We start from the raw sequence: 13,799 nt of genomic DNA, 5'->3' as shown, positions 1-13,799 counted from the left end.
GAACGGAACATGCTCGGTCTCGCTTCGCTCGGAAGACGGGGTCGAGGTGCGCTGGGCGCGTTGGTAGTGGGCGTGCTGACCTTGTGCTTGCCGGTCTGGGGGCGCGGGGGCGTGTGCGGGTTCGTCGTGTATGTCGTGGCCACTCGGAGGTGAGCGGGCGGCGGATGCTCGGTCTCGCTTCGCTCGGAGGACGGGGTCGAGGTGCGCTGGGCGCTGAGTGGTGGCCTTGCCGATAGGGCGTTTCGCTTCGCCCGTAGTGGGGATGAGCTCCGTGTTCACCTCGGGCGGGGTGGTGCCGGCGGGGGATTTCGGGCTGAGCCATGCCCGGGCACCATGGTTGCGTGGGCCGACGCCTACTGGCGGGATGCACAGGCCAGGACATCAGCGCTTCGGCTGCCGACGGAACGGCACGCCTTTTCCGTCGCTCAGCGGTGGTGGGTGTTGCGGCCGAGCATGGCCGTCAACTCGGAGTGCAGCCGTTGCGCGTCGCGGTCGATTACGTTCGAAGAGCCTGCGCGGTCCGTGCTGCGGGCGATGAGTGTGGCGAAAGCCACGATGACTGCCAGGGAGATGAGGAAAGTAGCCATGGCAGTAATTTTTCGCTCAATGATTTACCGCCGAAAGTGGCGGTACTGACATTGTTCGTAAAAATACGGCCACTAGACTGAGGGCATGCTGTCGAAGGTCGCCGTGGTGCTGTCCGAACGCATGGCCATGTTCGAATTCGGGGTCATTTGCGAGGTTTTCGGTTTGGACCGCACGGCCGACGGGCTGCCCGGCTTCGATTTCCGGGTGTGCGGGGCCGAGCCGGGCGCCCCGTTGCACTCCACCAGCCCCGGGATCACCGTCACACCGGAATACGGGCTCGCGGAGCTGGCGGCCGCCGATCTGGTGGCCATTCCCGCCGCCGCGACCGACCGAGGATTCGATCCGCGGGTCGTCACGGCCGTTCACGACGCGGCGGCAGCCGGGGCGACCGTGCTCACGGTATGTTCCGGGGCCTTCCTGGCCGGGGCGGCCGGGCTGCTCGACGGCCGCAAATGCACCACGCACTGGCGTCATGTGGAACAACTCGCCGCCGCGTACCCCGCGGCGACCGTCGATCCGGACGTGCTGTTCGTCGACGAAGGCGATCTGATCACCAGCGCGGGCACCGCCGCGGGCATCGACGCCTGCCTGCACCTGGTGCGGCGCGAGCTCGGCAGCGGGGTGGCCAACGCGATCGCGCGGCGCATGGTGGTCCCGCCACAGCGCGACGGCGGACAGCGGCAATTCATCGAACGCCCGGTCGCGGCCTGCACCTCCGACAGCCTCATCCCCACGCTGGAGTGGATGAACGAGCACCTCGACCTGCCGCATACGGTCGAAGACCTCGCCGCGCGCGCCAATATGTCCACCCGCACCTTCGCCCGCCGCTTCGTCGCCGAGACCGGAACCACGCCGGTGAAATGGCTCACCAACCAGCGCGTGCTGCTGGCCAAGCACCTGCTCGAGGAAGCCGACCTCGGGCTGGAACACATTGCCGCCCGCGCCGGCTTCGGTTCCGGCGCTCTGCTGCGCCACCACTTCCAACGCCTCGTCGGCATCGCCCCCACCGAATACCGTCGCCGCTTCGGCCGCAGCCCCGAAGCCTCGGCCTGAACGTCCGCGGCAGCCGCCCTCCTCACCACCGACCCCGGATCGACCACAGCGCTCAGCCGCAGGGCGCAAGAACTGGATCGTCCCCTCCCCGCGATTGCGGGGCGGCACGATCGGGAGACGCTCAGCAACCCGTCGTCCGGTTGATACCGTGCATCCGTGCCAGAAAGTCCCGCGCCCGCAGCGCCACGCAGCACCCTTGTTCTCGGTGGCGCGCGGTCCGGGAAGTCGGCGTTCGCGGAGGACCTCGCGGTCCGGGCGGGCGGTCCGGTGCGCTATCTCGCCACCGCGACGCCCGACCCCGCCGACGACGACTTCGCCGAGCGCATCGCCACCCATCGCGGCCGACGCCCGGCAGGTTGGTCGACCGTCGAAAGCGCCGATCCTGCAACGGTTCTCACCGGCCCCACGCCGGCTCCGCCCGCCTTCACCCTGATCGACGACATCGGTACCTGGCTGACCGCCCGCATCGACGCACGCCACGCGTGGGACGCCCCGCGTGGGACCGTCTCCCCCGACACCGACGCGCTGGTGGCAGCCGTCGCCGCTTACACCGGCGATCTGGTGATCGTCAGCCCGGAGGTCGGCATGGGCGTCATCCCCGCCACACGTTCCGGCCGCCTCTTCCGCGACGAGATCGGCATCCTCAACCAGCGCCTGGCACAGGTCTGCGACGAAGCCTTCTTCGTCGTCGCGGGGCTCCCGCTCCGCCTCAAATAGCACCGCGCGCCGCCCTCCCGTACCCGGCCCGTTGTCACCAGGGTGTGCGAACGCGCCGATCCGTCCGCGACGGGGCCACGGAAGGCATCCCCACATACCACCCATATCGCCGTGCACTGCCGCCACCGCGCGGGTTCGCGAGGGTGGCGAGTTTCCCGCTCGGTGACGTGTGATCCGCTGTGCTGATGAGTCGTCGGCCCCTGGTGCCACCCACGTGGGGGGTGAAGCCAGCGGGTTGCTCGCACGCGGCGTGCGACCGGACGCACAGCCGGGAGCACGGTGCCTGCTGTGAACCGGGGTGCGCTCGGCGGCCGGACGAGCAGGCGAGCCCCGGCGGACCGGTGCCGCGAGTCAGGTCATGGGCGGACGACGCGAAGGGGGCAATGGCAAGATTGGGCGGCGTAGTCGGCGTAACCGCCATGACCGAAAGGCTCGATAGTGACGCACGGATTCGGACCGGTAGCGCCTCCGGACACACAGTTTCGTGCGGCCGCCGAGCAGCGGCAGGCGCAGCTGACCAAACCCGCAGGGGCGCTGGGCCGACTGGAGGAACTCGGCAACTGGGTGGCGGCTTGTCAGGGCACGTGCCCCCCGAAACAGTTCGAGCGCGCCAGGGTCGTGATCTTCGCCGGTGATCACGGCATCGCACGACACGGAGTATCGGCGTACCCGAGCGAGGTCACCGCGCAGATGGTCGCGAACTTCCTCGGTGGTGGCGCCGCGGTGAACGCGCTGGCGGCCGTGGCGGGGGCGACGGTCCGGGTGGCGGACATCTCCGTCGACGCCGACACCGACCCGCAGGTGTCGAAGCACAAGGTGCGTCGTGCCAGCGGGGCGATCGATCGTGAGGACGCGCTCACCGCGCAAGAGGTCATGGCGGCGATCGAGGCCGGCCGCGCCATCGCCGACGAGGAGATCGATGCGGGCGCCGACCTGCTGATCGCGGGCGACATGGGCATCGGCAACACCACCCCGGCCACCGTGCTCGTCGCTGGTCTCACCAATACCGAACCGGTCGCCGCCGTCGGCCGCGGCACCGGCGTGGACGACGCCGGATGGATTCGCAAGGTCGCCGCGATCCGGGATGCGATGCGCCGCGCCCGCCCGGTGGTGAAGGACCCGGTCGAACTGCTTCGTGTGGCCGGGGGCGCCGACTTCGCCGCGATGGCCGCCTTTCTCGCCCAAGCCGCCACCCGGCGCACGCCCGTCATTCTCGACGGCGTCGTCGTCACGGCGGCGGCGATGGTCGCCGAGGACCTCGCCGCGGGCGCGAGCGCCTGGTGGCTGGCCGGTCACCGCTCCACCGAACCGGCCCACGATCTCGCGCTGCGCCACCTGCGCCTCGAGCCCGTGATCGATCTGACCATGCGGCTCGGTGAAGGCTCCGGCGCCTTGAGCGCCCTTCCCATCCTCCGCTCCGCGGTGGCGACCCTCGCGGAGATGTCGACTTTCGGCGAAGCGGGCGTCAGCACCGCCGATCCGGAACCGGCGAGTCCCGCGCCGAATCTGCGCAAGTGAAGCCGTCCCGCACGGCAGACCGACGACGGACCGCCTTCGCTACCCGGCAGGCGCGGGCAAATCTCCCTCATCACGGCCATCCACCTGCGGGCCGTGTTCACCAGCCCTCGACGGCGCGCAGGCGGGGCCCGACACCGAAGCCGGTCATCTCCCACACCTTCGGCGACACGCGCGAAGCACCGGCGGCCTGCCGAGGTCCGGCATGAACGGTGTCCGGTTGGCGCTCTCCTGGCTCACGGTGCTGCCGGTCCGCGGGCCGGATGCCGTGGACCGATCGGCGGCGGGACGCGCGATCTTGTTGGCGCCGCTGGTCGGGGCGCTGCTCGGCGCCGGGGCGGCGGGCCTGCTCTGGACACTGTCGCGGGCCGGAGCAAGCACCGCACTGGCCGGGCTACTGGCGGTGGGCGCGCTGGCGTTGATCACCAGGGGTATGCACCTGGACGGCCTGGCCGACACCTTGGACGGGCTCGGCAGCTACGGGCCGCCCGAGCGGGCCAGGGAGATCATGAAGAGCGGCGGGGCCGGCCCGTTCGGTGTGGCGGGACTCACGTTCACCATCGGGGTCCAAGCGTTCTCGTTCGCGGCCCTCGCCGATTCGGGCAGATGGCTCGCGGTCGCCCTCGCCGTGGCGACCGGCCGTGTCGCGGTGATCCTCGCCTGCCGGGGCATCCCGGCCGCGCCGGGCACCGGTTTCGGCATCCTGGTCGCCGATACCCAGCCGACCCTCACCACAGCCGCCTGGTCCGCGATCACGACCGGCCTGGCCGTATTCGCCGTACCGGGCTCCCTGTGGCTCGGTCCCCTCGCCGTAGCGCTCGGCCTGGCCGCCTCGACGCTTCTGGTCCGGCACTGCGCGCGCCGCTTCGGCGGACTCTCCGGTGACGTCCTCGGCGCGGCGGTCGAGACCACCGTGGCGCTCACGGCGGTCGTGCTGTCCCTCGGCTGACCCATCGGCGGGCACGGGGCCCGGCGCGCCGATTCGATCATTGGTCTAGTTCGAATCAGGGCGAGAGTCTGGGTCACTGGAATTTTTCCGGCCGTGGCGCGCGGATCGTCTGGGTCGGGCAATAAGGTGGGCGGTATGTCTTCTGAGCGACTGTACTTTCGCCAGCTGTTGTCGGGACGCGACTACGCCGTGGGCGATCCGATCGCGACGCAGATGCGCAACTTCGCGTATCTGATCGGCGATCGGGAAACGGGCGAGTGCGTGGTGATCGATCCGGCCTACGCGGCGGGTGATCTGGTGGACATCGCCGAAGGAGACGGCCTGCGCCTCAGCGGCGTGCTCGCCACCCACCATCACCCCGATCACGTGGGCGGCACGATGCTCGGCTTCACCCTGCGCGGAGTGCGTGAGCTACTCGAAAAGACAAGCGTCCCAGTGCATGTCAACGCCAAAGAGCTGCCCTGGGTGGCCAATGTTACCGGGATCGCCGAGAGCGAGCTGACCGGTCACGAGCACGGCGACAAGGTGGGCGTCGGGGCCTTCGAGATCGAGTTACTACACACGCCCGGCCACACTCCGGGCAGCCAATGCTTCCTGTTCGACAACCGCCTGATCGCCGGCGACACCTTGTTCGTCGACGGCTGCGGCCGCACCGATTTCCCCGGCGGCGATTCGGACGAAATGTTCCGCAGCCTGCGCTACCTGGCCGGACTCGCCGGCGACCCGGTCGTCTACCCGGGCCACTGGTATTCGCAGGAGCCCAACGCCGCGCTGTCCACTGTCCGGGACAACAACTACGTCATGCGTCCGCAGACGCTGGAGCAGTGGCACATGCTGATGCCGGGCTGAGTCACATCGAGCGCATCCACCCGTGCTTGTCGGCGAAGGTGCCGCGCTGGATGCCGGTGAGGGTGTCGCGCAGGGCCATGGTGACCGCGCCGGGCTCTCCACCGCCGATGGTGAATTCGCCCGCCTCGGAACGAACCCAGCCGACCGGGGTGATCACCGCGGCGGTGCCGCACGCGAAAACCTCGGTGATCTCACCGGACTCGGCGCCCTTGCGCCATTCCTCGACCGAGATCTTGCGCTCCTCGACCGGGAAGCCGGAATCGGCGGCGAGGGTGAGCAGCGAGTCACGGGTGATGCCCGGCAGCAACGAGCCGGACAGCTCCGGCGTGACCAGCCGCGCCTCGGAGCCCGAACCGAAGACGAAGAACAGGTTGTTGGTGCCCATCTCCTCGACGTAGCGGCGCTCACACGCGTCCAGCCACACCACCTGATCGCATCCCTTGGCCGACGCCTCGGCCTGGGCGAGCAGCGAAGCCGCGTAGTTGCCCGCGACCTTCGCCTCACCGGTGCCGCCCGGCGCGGCACGCACATATTCGGTGGACAACCACACCCGCACCGGCTTCACGCCGCGCGGGAAGTACGCCCCCGCCGGGGAGCCGAGCAGCAGGTACTTGTACGCCGCGGCGGGTTTCACCCCGAGCCCGGCCTCGGTGGCGAACATGAACGGCCGCAGGTACAGCGAATCCTCGCCGCCCGCCGCGGGCACCCACTCCCGGTCCACCTCCAGCAGTTGCCGCACCGACTCGATGAACAACTCGTCCGGCAGCTCGGCCATCGCCATCCGACGAGCCGACCGGCGGAAACGCGCGGCGTTGGCGTCGATGCGGAAACAGGAGACGCCGCCGTCACCCTGCCGGTAGGCCTTGAGACCCTCGAAGATGGCCTGACCGTAGTGGAACACCATGGTCGCGGGATCCAGAGCCAGCGGCCCGTACGGCTCCACCCGGGCGTTCGTCCACGCGCCGCCGACGTAGTCGATCGAGACCATGTGATCGGTGAAATGACGCCCGAACCCCGGCTCCGCCAGCGCCTCTTGTCTCCGCTGCGCCGGAAGCGGCGCCGGATGCGGAACACGGGTGAACTGTGCGGCAGCGGTCATGCCGACGATCCTATCCGGCCCGATTCAGGTCATTTCGCCACGGTCCGTACCCTCTCGCGCCGCGGGAAGCTCAGCCGATCCTCGCGTCCGGCCGCGGGGCGGTCACTTGGTGCTGGTCCGGACGAACGGCGGGCGGACGGTCTCGCAGCGCAAGCGGCGGCCGCGGACGTCGACCTCGACCTCGGTGCCGGGTTCGACGCCCGCGGACGTGTCGAGCAGGGCCAGCGCGATGCCGATCTTCAGGGTGGGCGAGAAGGTGCCGGAGGTGGTTTCGCCGACCGGTTCGCCATCGCGCAAGACGGTTTGCCCTTGCCGGAGTACACCGCGGTCGAGTGCCTTCAGGCCCAGCAGGATTCGGCGCGGACCGTCCGACTTCTCCTGTTCCAGAGCGGCCTTCCCCCAGAACTGCGGCTTCGTCCAGCCGACCGCCCAACCGCAGCGCGCCTGCACCGGCGAGATGGCCGGCGAGAGTTCGTGTCCATGCAAGGGATAACCCATCTCGGTACGCAGGGTGTCGCGGGCGCCGAGCCCGGCGACCTGGCCCTCTGCCGCGCGCACCTGCTCGGCCAAGACGCGGAACAGCGGCTCGGCGTCGTCCCAGCGCGGCAGCAACTCGTAGCCGTGCTCGCCGGTGTAGCCGGTGCGGCAGACGCGGACGGGACGGCCGTCCCAGTCGGCGTCGGCATAGGCCATGTACTCGAGGTCGGTGGGCAGACCGAGCGCGCTCAGCACCTCGGCGCAGCGCGGCCCCTGCACGGCGAACACGGCGTAGTCGCGGTGCTCGTCGGTGACCGTGACACCTTCGGGCGCGGCTTCGCGCAGTTGCGCGACCACCGCCGCGGTATTGGCGGCGTTCGGCACCAGGAAGATCTCGTCGTCGCCGACGTAGTAGGCGATCAGGTCGTCGATCACGCCCCCGTCCGGGGCGCAGCACAGCGTGTACTGCGCCTTGCCCGCGCGGATCCGGCCGAGATCATTGGTCAGCGCCGAGTTCACGAACATCGCGGCCCCCGGGCCGCGCACCGTCGCCTTGCCGAGATGACTGACGTCGAACAGCCCCACCGTCGTGCGCACCGCCTGATGCTCGGTCACCGTGCCCGCGTAGGACACCGGCATCTCCCAGCCGCCGAACGGCGCGAAGGTGGCACCCAACTCGACGTGCACGGCGTGGATGGGTCCCTGCAGGAGGCTCGTCTCGGTCACCAGCCGAGCTTATCCGGGACCGAGGCGTCCGATGCCCAGGTCCCCGTCCTGCTCACACCCCGAGGCCGAACCACATCGGGATGAGGGTCGGACCGTTCTCCGGCAGCGTGTGGGTCGTCCCGGTCGGCGCGAATCCGCACCGGCGGTAGAGCCGCGCGGATCGTTCGGTGCTCGCTTCGAGAAACGCGGGGACCGCCGCTTCGGAAGCGGCCTTCAGCCGGTCGGCGAGGATCACCGCCCCGGCTCCTTTGCCGCGATGCTCCGGCCTGGTGACGATCACTTGCAAGTAGCGGTGCGGGAATTCGCGGGGATGTTCGCGGGCGAGCAGGTCGGTGACGATCGACACCCGTCGCAGCGCTTGCACGTCGGGCGCCTGTTCGGCCATGGCCCGCGTCTCGGCGGCTTCCGCGGCGAATCGCTCGACCGAGGTGACCTGCTGCCAGATCGAGACCGACCAGATCTTCTCGTCCGCGCCCGCGACCCAGATCTCGTCGTCCCGCAGGGCCCGGTCGATCAATCCCGGCACGAACGCGGTACGAAACTCGGTGGCGGGTTGATCTTCGAGGACCCACGCCGTGACCACTTCGTCCGCACTGGCCGCGCCGAACGCCTCGATCAGCGCGTCGCGATCTCGGCCGGTGGCCCGGCGGGCAGTGATTTCCATTGCGCTCCCTTTCGCTGTGAACACCGTATTCGTCCGCGAATTTATGCAGTTCAGCGCAATCTGACTACTATTTCGTCACACCTGTTCGTGTGTCGAAACGGGGCCTCCGATGACGTGCGCGATGTGCCGGAACGAACTCGCTCAGCCCGCCAAGGGCCGACGACGCAAGTACTGCTCGCGCTCCTGCCAGGCCCGCGCCTACCGCGCCCGCCGCACGGCCGTTCCGGTGCGCCGCGCCGGCCGCCCGACCCGGCTCACCGCGGTCGGCATCGCCCGCGCGGCGGTGGAGCTGGCCGACCGCGACGGGATCGACGGCCTCACCATGCGCCGCCTGGCCAGTGCACTCGGGGTCGCGACCGCAACCCTCTACCGCCACTTCCCCGACCGGGAAGCGCTCCTGGCGAGCATGGCGGAGCTGGTGCTCGACGAGATCCCGCCCCCGGCTGCCTCCTGCACCGGGTGGCGCCTTCGGTTGCGGCACGAAGCGCACGAGGAGTGGCGCCTCTACCGCGGGCATCCGTGGATGCTGCCGCTGCTGGCGCGCACCCGCCCGCCGCTGGGCCCCGCGCTGCTGGACGTGCTGGAACGGAATTTCGCCGCCCTCGATCACCCCGGCCTGCCACGGCAGACGGGATTCGCGATCTACCTCGCACTCTCGGGCCTGGTCCAGGGACTGGCGTTGCTGTGGAGTTCCGAGCGCGCCGACCGCTTCGGCGATCCGCGCCAGGCCGCCGAGGCGACCGCGCTGCGCCACGAGTTCGCCGAGTTGCTCGACCCGCGGACCCGTCCCGTCCTGCACCGTTTCCTCGCCGAGTTGGACTCCGGCTTCGAGATGGACTTCGACGACCTGCTACACGGCGCGGTGGAACTTCTGCTCGACGGCGTCGCGGTGCGGTATCTGGAACGAACCGAATAGCCTGTGCCAATGACCGCTGTTGCAGATCGCTCGCTCGGACCGGAACTGGCACGCACCGAGACCATCGGCGCGGACACCGATGTGCTCGTCATCGGGTTGACCTCCTCGGAGGAAGGCCCCGCCATCGTGCCCGAGGACCTGTTCGGCGATGTGCTCACCGCCGACGTGCGCGCGGAACTGCTCGATCAGCTGGGCGCGGTCGGCGCGAAAGGCAAGGCCGAGGAGCTGACCCGGATACCGGCCCCGGCCGGACTGGACGGGGTGACCAGCGTGCTCGCCGTCGGCCTCGGCTCCGCCGACAAACTCGACGCCGAGCAGATCCGCCGCTCGGCCGGTGTGGCCGCCCGCTCGCTGTCCGGCACCGAACTGGTGGCGACCACGCTGTCGGGGCTGGACATCGGCGCCGCCGCCGAAGGCTTCTACCTGGGCGCCTACTCCTTCACGCCGTTCCGTTCGGGCAAGTCCGCACCCAAGCCGGACGAGCGCCCCGTGGCCCGCGTCGAGTTGCTGGTGCCCGAGGCCGGATTCGGTGCGGAGGCCCTGTTCCGCGCGCAGCTCACCGCCGAGGCCGTCGCCACCGCACGGGATTTCGTGAACACCCCGCCCAGCCATCTCTTCCCGGCCGAGTTCGCCTCGCGGGCGCAGAAACTCGCCGAAGCCGCGGGCCTCACCGTGGAAGTACTCGACGAGAAGGCGCTGGAAGCGGGCGGTTACGGGGGCGTGCTCGGCGTGGGCAAGGGCTCCTCGCGCCCGCCGCGCCTGATCCGGATCACCTACGCGGGCGGCCCGAAGAAGGTCGCGCTGGTCGGTAAGGGAATCACCTTCGACACCGGCGGCATCTCGATCAAGCCCGCGCAGAACATGGAGAACATGACCTCCGACATGGCGGGCGCCGCCGCCGTGATCGCCACGACGCTGCTGGCCGCGCGGCTGAGCCTGCCGATCACCGTCACCGCCACCGTGCCGATGGCGGAGAACATGCCCTCTTCCACCGCGCAGCGCCCCGGCGACGTGCTCACCCAGTACGGCGGCATCACCGTCGAGGTGCTCAACACCGACGCCGAGGGCCGGTTGATCCTGGCCGACGCGATCGTGCGCGCGAGCGAGGACGAGCCCGAGTACCTCATCGACGTGGCCACCCTGACCGGCGCGCAGATGGTCGCGCTCGGCACCCGCACACCCGGCGTGATGGGCACCGACGAGTTCCGCGACCGGGTGGCCCGCATCTCCCGCGAGGTCGGGGAGAACGGCTGGGCGATGCCGCTTCCCGCCGAATTGCGCGGCGATCTGAACTCCAAGATCGCCGACCTGGCCAATGTCGCGCCACACCGCTGGGGCGGCATGCTCTCGGCGGGACTGTTCCTCCAGGAGTTCGTCCCGGAGAACGTGCAGTGGGCCCACCTCGACGTCGCCGGTCCGGCCTACAACACCGGCGGCCCGTTCGGCTACATCGGCAAGGGCGGCACCGGCGTCCCGGTTCGCACGCTGATCGCCGTATTGCAGGACATCGCCGCGGAGTGAGCAGCCGAGCGCGTCGTCCGGGGCGACTCCCGGCCGACGCGCTCCATGCGACCTGACCGGATCAGGCGGCCGGCCGCTCGGCTCGCACCGGTCTCGACCGGCAGGCCGACGCGGGTGCCGCGCGCCGGAGGTGACTTCGGCGATGGGCCTGACCCGCTTGCCGCTGCGGCACGCACGCCGCAGGCGGCTTCGGCGAGGGCCGAACCCTCGTCGGTCAGTGGCGTCCGCCCTTGTCCGGCGAGACGGGTCGCGCGTCATCACAGACCTCCGCACACACCATCGAAAACCGGGCGGAACGGACAATCCGACGGCTCAGAGGTCGTACAGATCCCGCTCCAGTTCGCGCTGCCGCTCCACCCGCTTGCGGGCGTCGTAGTCGCGCATCCGTTGCGGATATCCGGTTTTGCGAACGTCGTAGACCGGGATGTGCAAATCCTTGGCAAGCCGCTGCGCACCGCGCTCGCCGACGATCCGCCGCGTCCATTCACCATCCGCGGCAATAAGGACAACTGTGACATCTGTCACCGTGGTCTTCGGTTCGATGTAACCTTCGACGCCCACGTGCGTGCGCACCCAGTCGGCCAGATAGCGAGCGTCCCGCCCGTCCATCGAACGCCCACGTAGAGTGCCGCCACCCCGGGTCGCGCCGCCACGGAAACGATCCAGCAAACCCAACGACGCCGACCTCCTTTCCTGCACCGGAGAATGTTCACCGCCGGTCTTCCCATACTGCCAGCTCCGTGCAGTACGCCGCCCTGTGCTACATGGCTTGCGCGCGAGTGCAAGGATGGACCGCGGTACAAGAACCACACGGATCTCCGGTGCCACCACAATGATCGGTGGCTTCCGGACTCCCGGCGCGACCCGCGGCGGGCGTCCGCAGCGAGATCAACTGTTGTAGAACCCCGTCGAGCAGTCAGAGGAGTCAACGGACATGGCCTTCTCCGTCCAGATGCCCGCTCTTGGTGAGAGCGTCACCGAGGGAACGGTGACCAGGTGGCTGAAGCAGGAAGGAGACACGGTCGAGGTCGACGAGCCGCTGCTCGAAGTCTCCACCGACAAGGTCGACACCGAGATCCCGTCCCCCGCGTCGGGTGTGCTGTCGAAGATCGTCGCGAACGAAGACGACGTGGTCGAGGTCGGCGGCGAGCTCGGCGTCATCAGCGAGGCCGGTGAGGCGGAATCATCCGCTCCCGCGCCCGCTCCGGAAGCCGCCGCGCCCGCGCAGGAGACCCCCGTCCCCGCGGAGGAGACGCCCGCGGCGGAGCCGGAGTCCGCTCCGGCCCAGGAGTCCGCGCCCGCCGCCCAGGCCGCGCCCGCGTCGTCCGGTGACGGCACGTCGGTGAAGATGCCGGAACTCGGCGAGTCGGTCACCGAGGGCACCGTCACCCGCTGGCTGAAGTCGGTCGGCGACGAGGTCGCCGTGGACGAGCCGCTGCTCGAGGTCTCCACCGACAAGGTCGACACGGAGATCCCCTCGCCCGTCGCCGGCACCCTGCTGGAGATCACCGCCCAGGAAGACGACGTCGTCGCGGTCGGTGGACAGCTCGGCGTCATCGGCAGCGGTTCCCCGGCGGCCACCGCCCCGGCTCCCGCGCCCGCCCCGGCTCCCGAACCCGCGCCTGCTCCGAAGCCCGCACCGGCCCCCAAGCCGGAACCGGCCCCGGCCGCCGCCGCACCCGCTCCGGCATCTGCCCCCGCACCGGCTCCCAAGCCCGCACCGGCCCCCGCGCCCGCCGCCGCTCCGGCTGCCGAATCCTCCAACGGCGCAACCCCTTACGTCACGCCGCTGGTCCGCAAGCTGGCCGAGGAGAACAACGTCGACCTCGCCGCGATCACCGGTTCCGGTGTCGGAGGCCGCATCCGCAAGCAGGACGTGCTCGCCGCCGCCGAGGCCAAGAAGGCCCCAGCTCCGGCCGCCGCCCCGGCCGCGTCCGCCCCGGCCGCGACGAAGGCACCTGCCGTGGCGAGCCCGGAACTGGCCCACCTGCGCGGCACCGTGCAGAAGGCCAACCGCATCCGTCAGATCACCGCGACCAAGACCCGCGAGTCGCTGCAGACCACCGCGCAGCTGACCCAGGTGCACGAGGCCGACGTCACCAAGATCGCGACGCTGCGCAAGCAGGCCAAGGCGGCGTTCAAGGAGCGCGAGGGCGTCAACCTGACGTTCCTGCCCTTCTTCGCCAAGGCCGTGGTCGAGGCGCTCGGCGTGCACCCGAACGTCAACGCCAGCTACGACGAGTCCAGCAAGGAGATCACCTACCACGCCTCGGTGCACCTCGGCATCGCCGTCGACACCGAGCAGGGCCTGCTCTCCCCGGTGATCCACAACGCCAGCGACCTGTCGCTGGCCGGACTGGCGCGCGCAATCGGCGACATCGCCAACCGCGCCCGCACCGGCAAACTGAAGCCCGACGAGCTGGCCGGTGGCACCTTCACCATCACCAACATCGGCAGCCAGGGCGCGCTGTTCGACACCCCGATCCTGGTTCCGCCGCAGGCGGGCATGCTGGGCACGGGCGCGATCGTCAAGCGCCCGGTCGTGGTAACCGACGAGACCGGCAACGAGTCCATCGGCGTCCGCTCGATGTGCTACCTGCCGCTCACCTACGACCACCGCCTGGTCGACGGCGCCGACGCCGGACGCTTCCTGACCACGATCCGCCACCGGCTCGAGGAAGCGGCGTTCGAGGCCGATCTCGGTCTGTGAGGAAGGTCCCGCGGC

Annotated in this window: 13 protein-coding genes; 8 read left to right on the top strand and 5 right to left on the bottom strand. The window is 70.1% G+C overall.

The features are described 5' to 3' along the window. Positions 1 to 425 precede the first annotated feature (425 nt). Entirely contained in the window at positions 426 to 587 is a 162-nt protein-coding gene (locus ACFU5M_RS23155) for a hypothetical protein (protein ID WP_379052542.1), read from the bottom strand. An 85-nt stretch (positions 588 to 672) separates the two neighbouring features. On the opposite strand from ACFU5M_RS23155, the gene ACFU5M_RS23150 reads away from it, so the two are divergent. The 5 genes from ACFU5M_RS23150 to ACFU5M_RS23130 all read left to right on the top strand — a co-directional run bounded on the left by ACFU5M_RS23150 (position 673) and on the right by ACFU5M_RS23130 (position 5,671). Next, entirely contained in the window at positions 673 to 1,641 is a 969-nt protein-coding gene (locus ACFU5M_RS23150) for a helix-turn-helix domain-containing protein (protein WP_379052540.1), read from the top strand. Between the two features lie 156 nt (positions 1,642 to 1,797). Beyond that, positions 1,798 to 2,358, top strand: a complete 561-nt coding sequence (gene cobU, locus ACFU5M_RS23145; protein WP_379052539.1) for a bifunctional adenosylcobinamide kinase/adenosylcobinamide-phosphate guanylyltransferase — start codon at positions 1,798 to 1,800, stop codon at positions 2,356 to 2,358. Between the two features lie 438 nt (positions 2,359 to 2,796). After that, positions 2,797 to 3,876: a nicotinate-nucleotide--dimethylbenzimidazole phosphoribosyltransferase gene (gene cobT / locus ACFU5M_RS23140; RefSeq protein WP_379052537.1), complete on the top strand. Its 1,080-nt coding sequence runs from the start codon at positions 2,797 to 2,799 to the stop codon at positions 3,874 to 3,876. A 202-nt stretch (positions 3,877 to 4,078) separates the two neighbouring features. Further along, entirely contained in the window at positions 4,079 to 4,822 is a 744-nt protein-coding gene (locus tag ACFU5M_RS23135) for an adenosylcobinamide-GDP ribazoletransferase (RefSeq protein WP_379052536.1), read from the top strand. A 135-nt stretch (positions 4,823 to 4,957) separates the two neighbouring features. Next, entirely contained in the window at positions 4,958 to 5,671 is a 714-nt protein-coding gene (locus ACFU5M_RS23130) for an MBL fold metallo-hydrolase (RefSeq protein ID WP_379052534.1), read from the top strand. A gap of 1 nt (position 5,672) precedes the next feature. Here the strand turns inward: ACFU5M_RS23130 and ACFU5M_RS23125 are convergent, their stop codons facing one another. The 3 genes from ACFU5M_RS23125 to ACFU5M_RS23115 all read right to left on the bottom strand — a co-directional run bounded on the left by ACFU5M_RS23125 (position 5,673) and on the right by ACFU5M_RS23115 (position 8,637). Further along, positions 5,673 to 6,770 carry a branched-chain amino acid aminotransferase gene (locus tag ACFU5M_RS23125; RefSeq protein ID WP_379052532.1) on the bottom strand — a complete coding sequence of 366 codons (1,098 nt, stop codon included), beginning with the start codon at positions 6,768 to 6,770 and terminating at the stop codon, positions 5,673 to 5,675. 102 nt (positions 6,771 to 6,872) lie between these two features. Beyond that, entirely contained in the window at positions 6,873 to 7,973 is a 1,101-nt protein-coding gene (gene gcvT / locus ACFU5M_RS23120; protein WP_379052530.1) for a glycine cleavage system aminomethyltransferase GcvT, read from the bottom strand. A 52-nt stretch (positions 7,974 to 8,025) separates the two neighbouring features. After that, the gene (locus ACFU5M_RS23115) at positions 8,026 to 8,637 is read right to left on the bottom strand and encodes a GNAT family N-acetyltransferase (RefSeq protein ID WP_379052529.1); all 612 of its coding nucleotides are present in this window, start codon (positions 8,635 to 8,637) and stop codon (positions 8,026 to 8,028) included. Between the two features lie 109 nt (positions 8,638 to 8,746). Between ACFU5M_RS23115 and ACFU5M_RS23110 the strand changes: the two genes are divergently transcribed. Together ACFU5M_RS23110 and ACFU5M_RS23105 are read left to right on the top strand one after the other, a co-directional pair. Then, a complete protein-coding gene (locus tag ACFU5M_RS23110) occupies positions 8,747 to 9,553 on the top strand; it encodes a TetR/AcrR family transcriptional regulator (protein WP_379052528.1) in 807 nt (268 codons plus the stop codon). Between the two features lie 9 nt (positions 9,554 to 9,562). After that, positions 9,563 to 11,074 carry a leucyl aminopeptidase gene (locus tag ACFU5M_RS23105; protein ID WP_379052526.1) on the top strand — a complete coding sequence of 504 codons (1,512 nt, stop codon included), beginning with the start codon at positions 9,563 to 9,565 and terminating at the stop codon, positions 11,072 to 11,074. A gap of 312 nt (positions 11,075 to 11,386) precedes the next feature. Here the strand turns inward: ACFU5M_RS23105 and ACFU5M_RS23100 are convergent, their stop codons facing one another. After that, a complete protein-coding gene (locus ACFU5M_RS23100; protein WP_379052525.1) occupies positions 11,387 to 11,749 on the bottom strand; it encodes an oxidoreductase in 363 nt (120 codons plus the stop codon). 259 nt (positions 11,750 to 12,008) lie between these two features. On the opposite strand from ACFU5M_RS23100, the gene sucB reads away from it, so the two are divergent. Further along, a complete protein-coding gene (gene sucB / locus ACFU5M_RS23095; RefSeq protein WP_379052524.1) occupies positions 12,009 to 13,784 on the top strand; it encodes a 2-oxoglutarate dehydrogenase, E2 component, dihydrolipoamide succinyltransferase in 1,776 nt (591 codons plus the stop codon). Positions 13,785 to 13,799: the final 15 nt, after the last annotated feature.

It is taken from the genome of Nocardia sp. NPDC057455 (assembly GCF_042802775.1).
In the GTDB taxonomy this organism is placed as follows: domain Bacteria; phylum Actinomycetota; class Actinomycetes; order Mycobacteriales; family Mycobacteriaceae; genus Nocardia.
This window is presented reverse-complemented; position numbering and strand designations above follow the sequence as displayed.

Excerpts from the sequence above, each read along its gene's own strand:
- ACFU5M_RS23115 (WP_379052529.1), bottom strand. The coding sequence starts at position 8,637 with ATGGAAATCACTGCCCGCCGGGCCACCGGCCGAGATCGCGACGCGCTG.
- ACFU5M_RS23150 (WP_379052540.1), top strand. The coding sequence starts at position 673 with ATGCTGTCGAAGGTCGCCGTGGTGCTGTCCGAACGCATGGCCATGTTC.
- ACFU5M_RS23135 (WP_379052536.1), top strand. The coding sequence starts at position 4,079 with ATGAACGGTGTCCGGTTGGCGCTCTCCTGGCTCACGGTGCTGCCGGTC.
- ACFU5M_RS23130 (WP_379052534.1), top strand. The coding sequence starts at position 4,958 with ATGTCTTCTGAGCGACTGTACTTTCGCCAGCTGTTGTCGGGACGCGAC.
- ACFU5M_RS23105 (WP_379052526.1), top strand. The coding sequence starts at position 9,563 with ATGACCGCTGTTGCAGATCGCTCGCTCGGACCGGAACTGGCACGCACC.
- ACFU5M_RS23125 (WP_379052532.1), bottom strand. The coding sequence starts at position 6,770 with ATGACCGCTGCCGCACAGTTCACCCGTGTTCCGCATCCGGCGCCGCTT.
- ACFU5M_RS23110 (WP_379052528.1), top strand. The coding sequence starts at position 8,747 with ATGACGTGCGCGATGTGCCGGAACGAACTCGCTCAGCCCGCCAAGGGC.
- ACFU5M_RS23155 (WP_379052542.1), bottom strand. The coding sequence starts at position 587 with ATGGCTACTTTCCTCATCTCCCTGGCAGTCATCGTGGCTTTCGCCACA.
- sucB (WP_379052524.1), top strand. The coding sequence starts at position 12,009 with ATGGCCTTCTCCGTCCAGATGCCCGCTCTTGGTGAGAGCGTCACCGAG.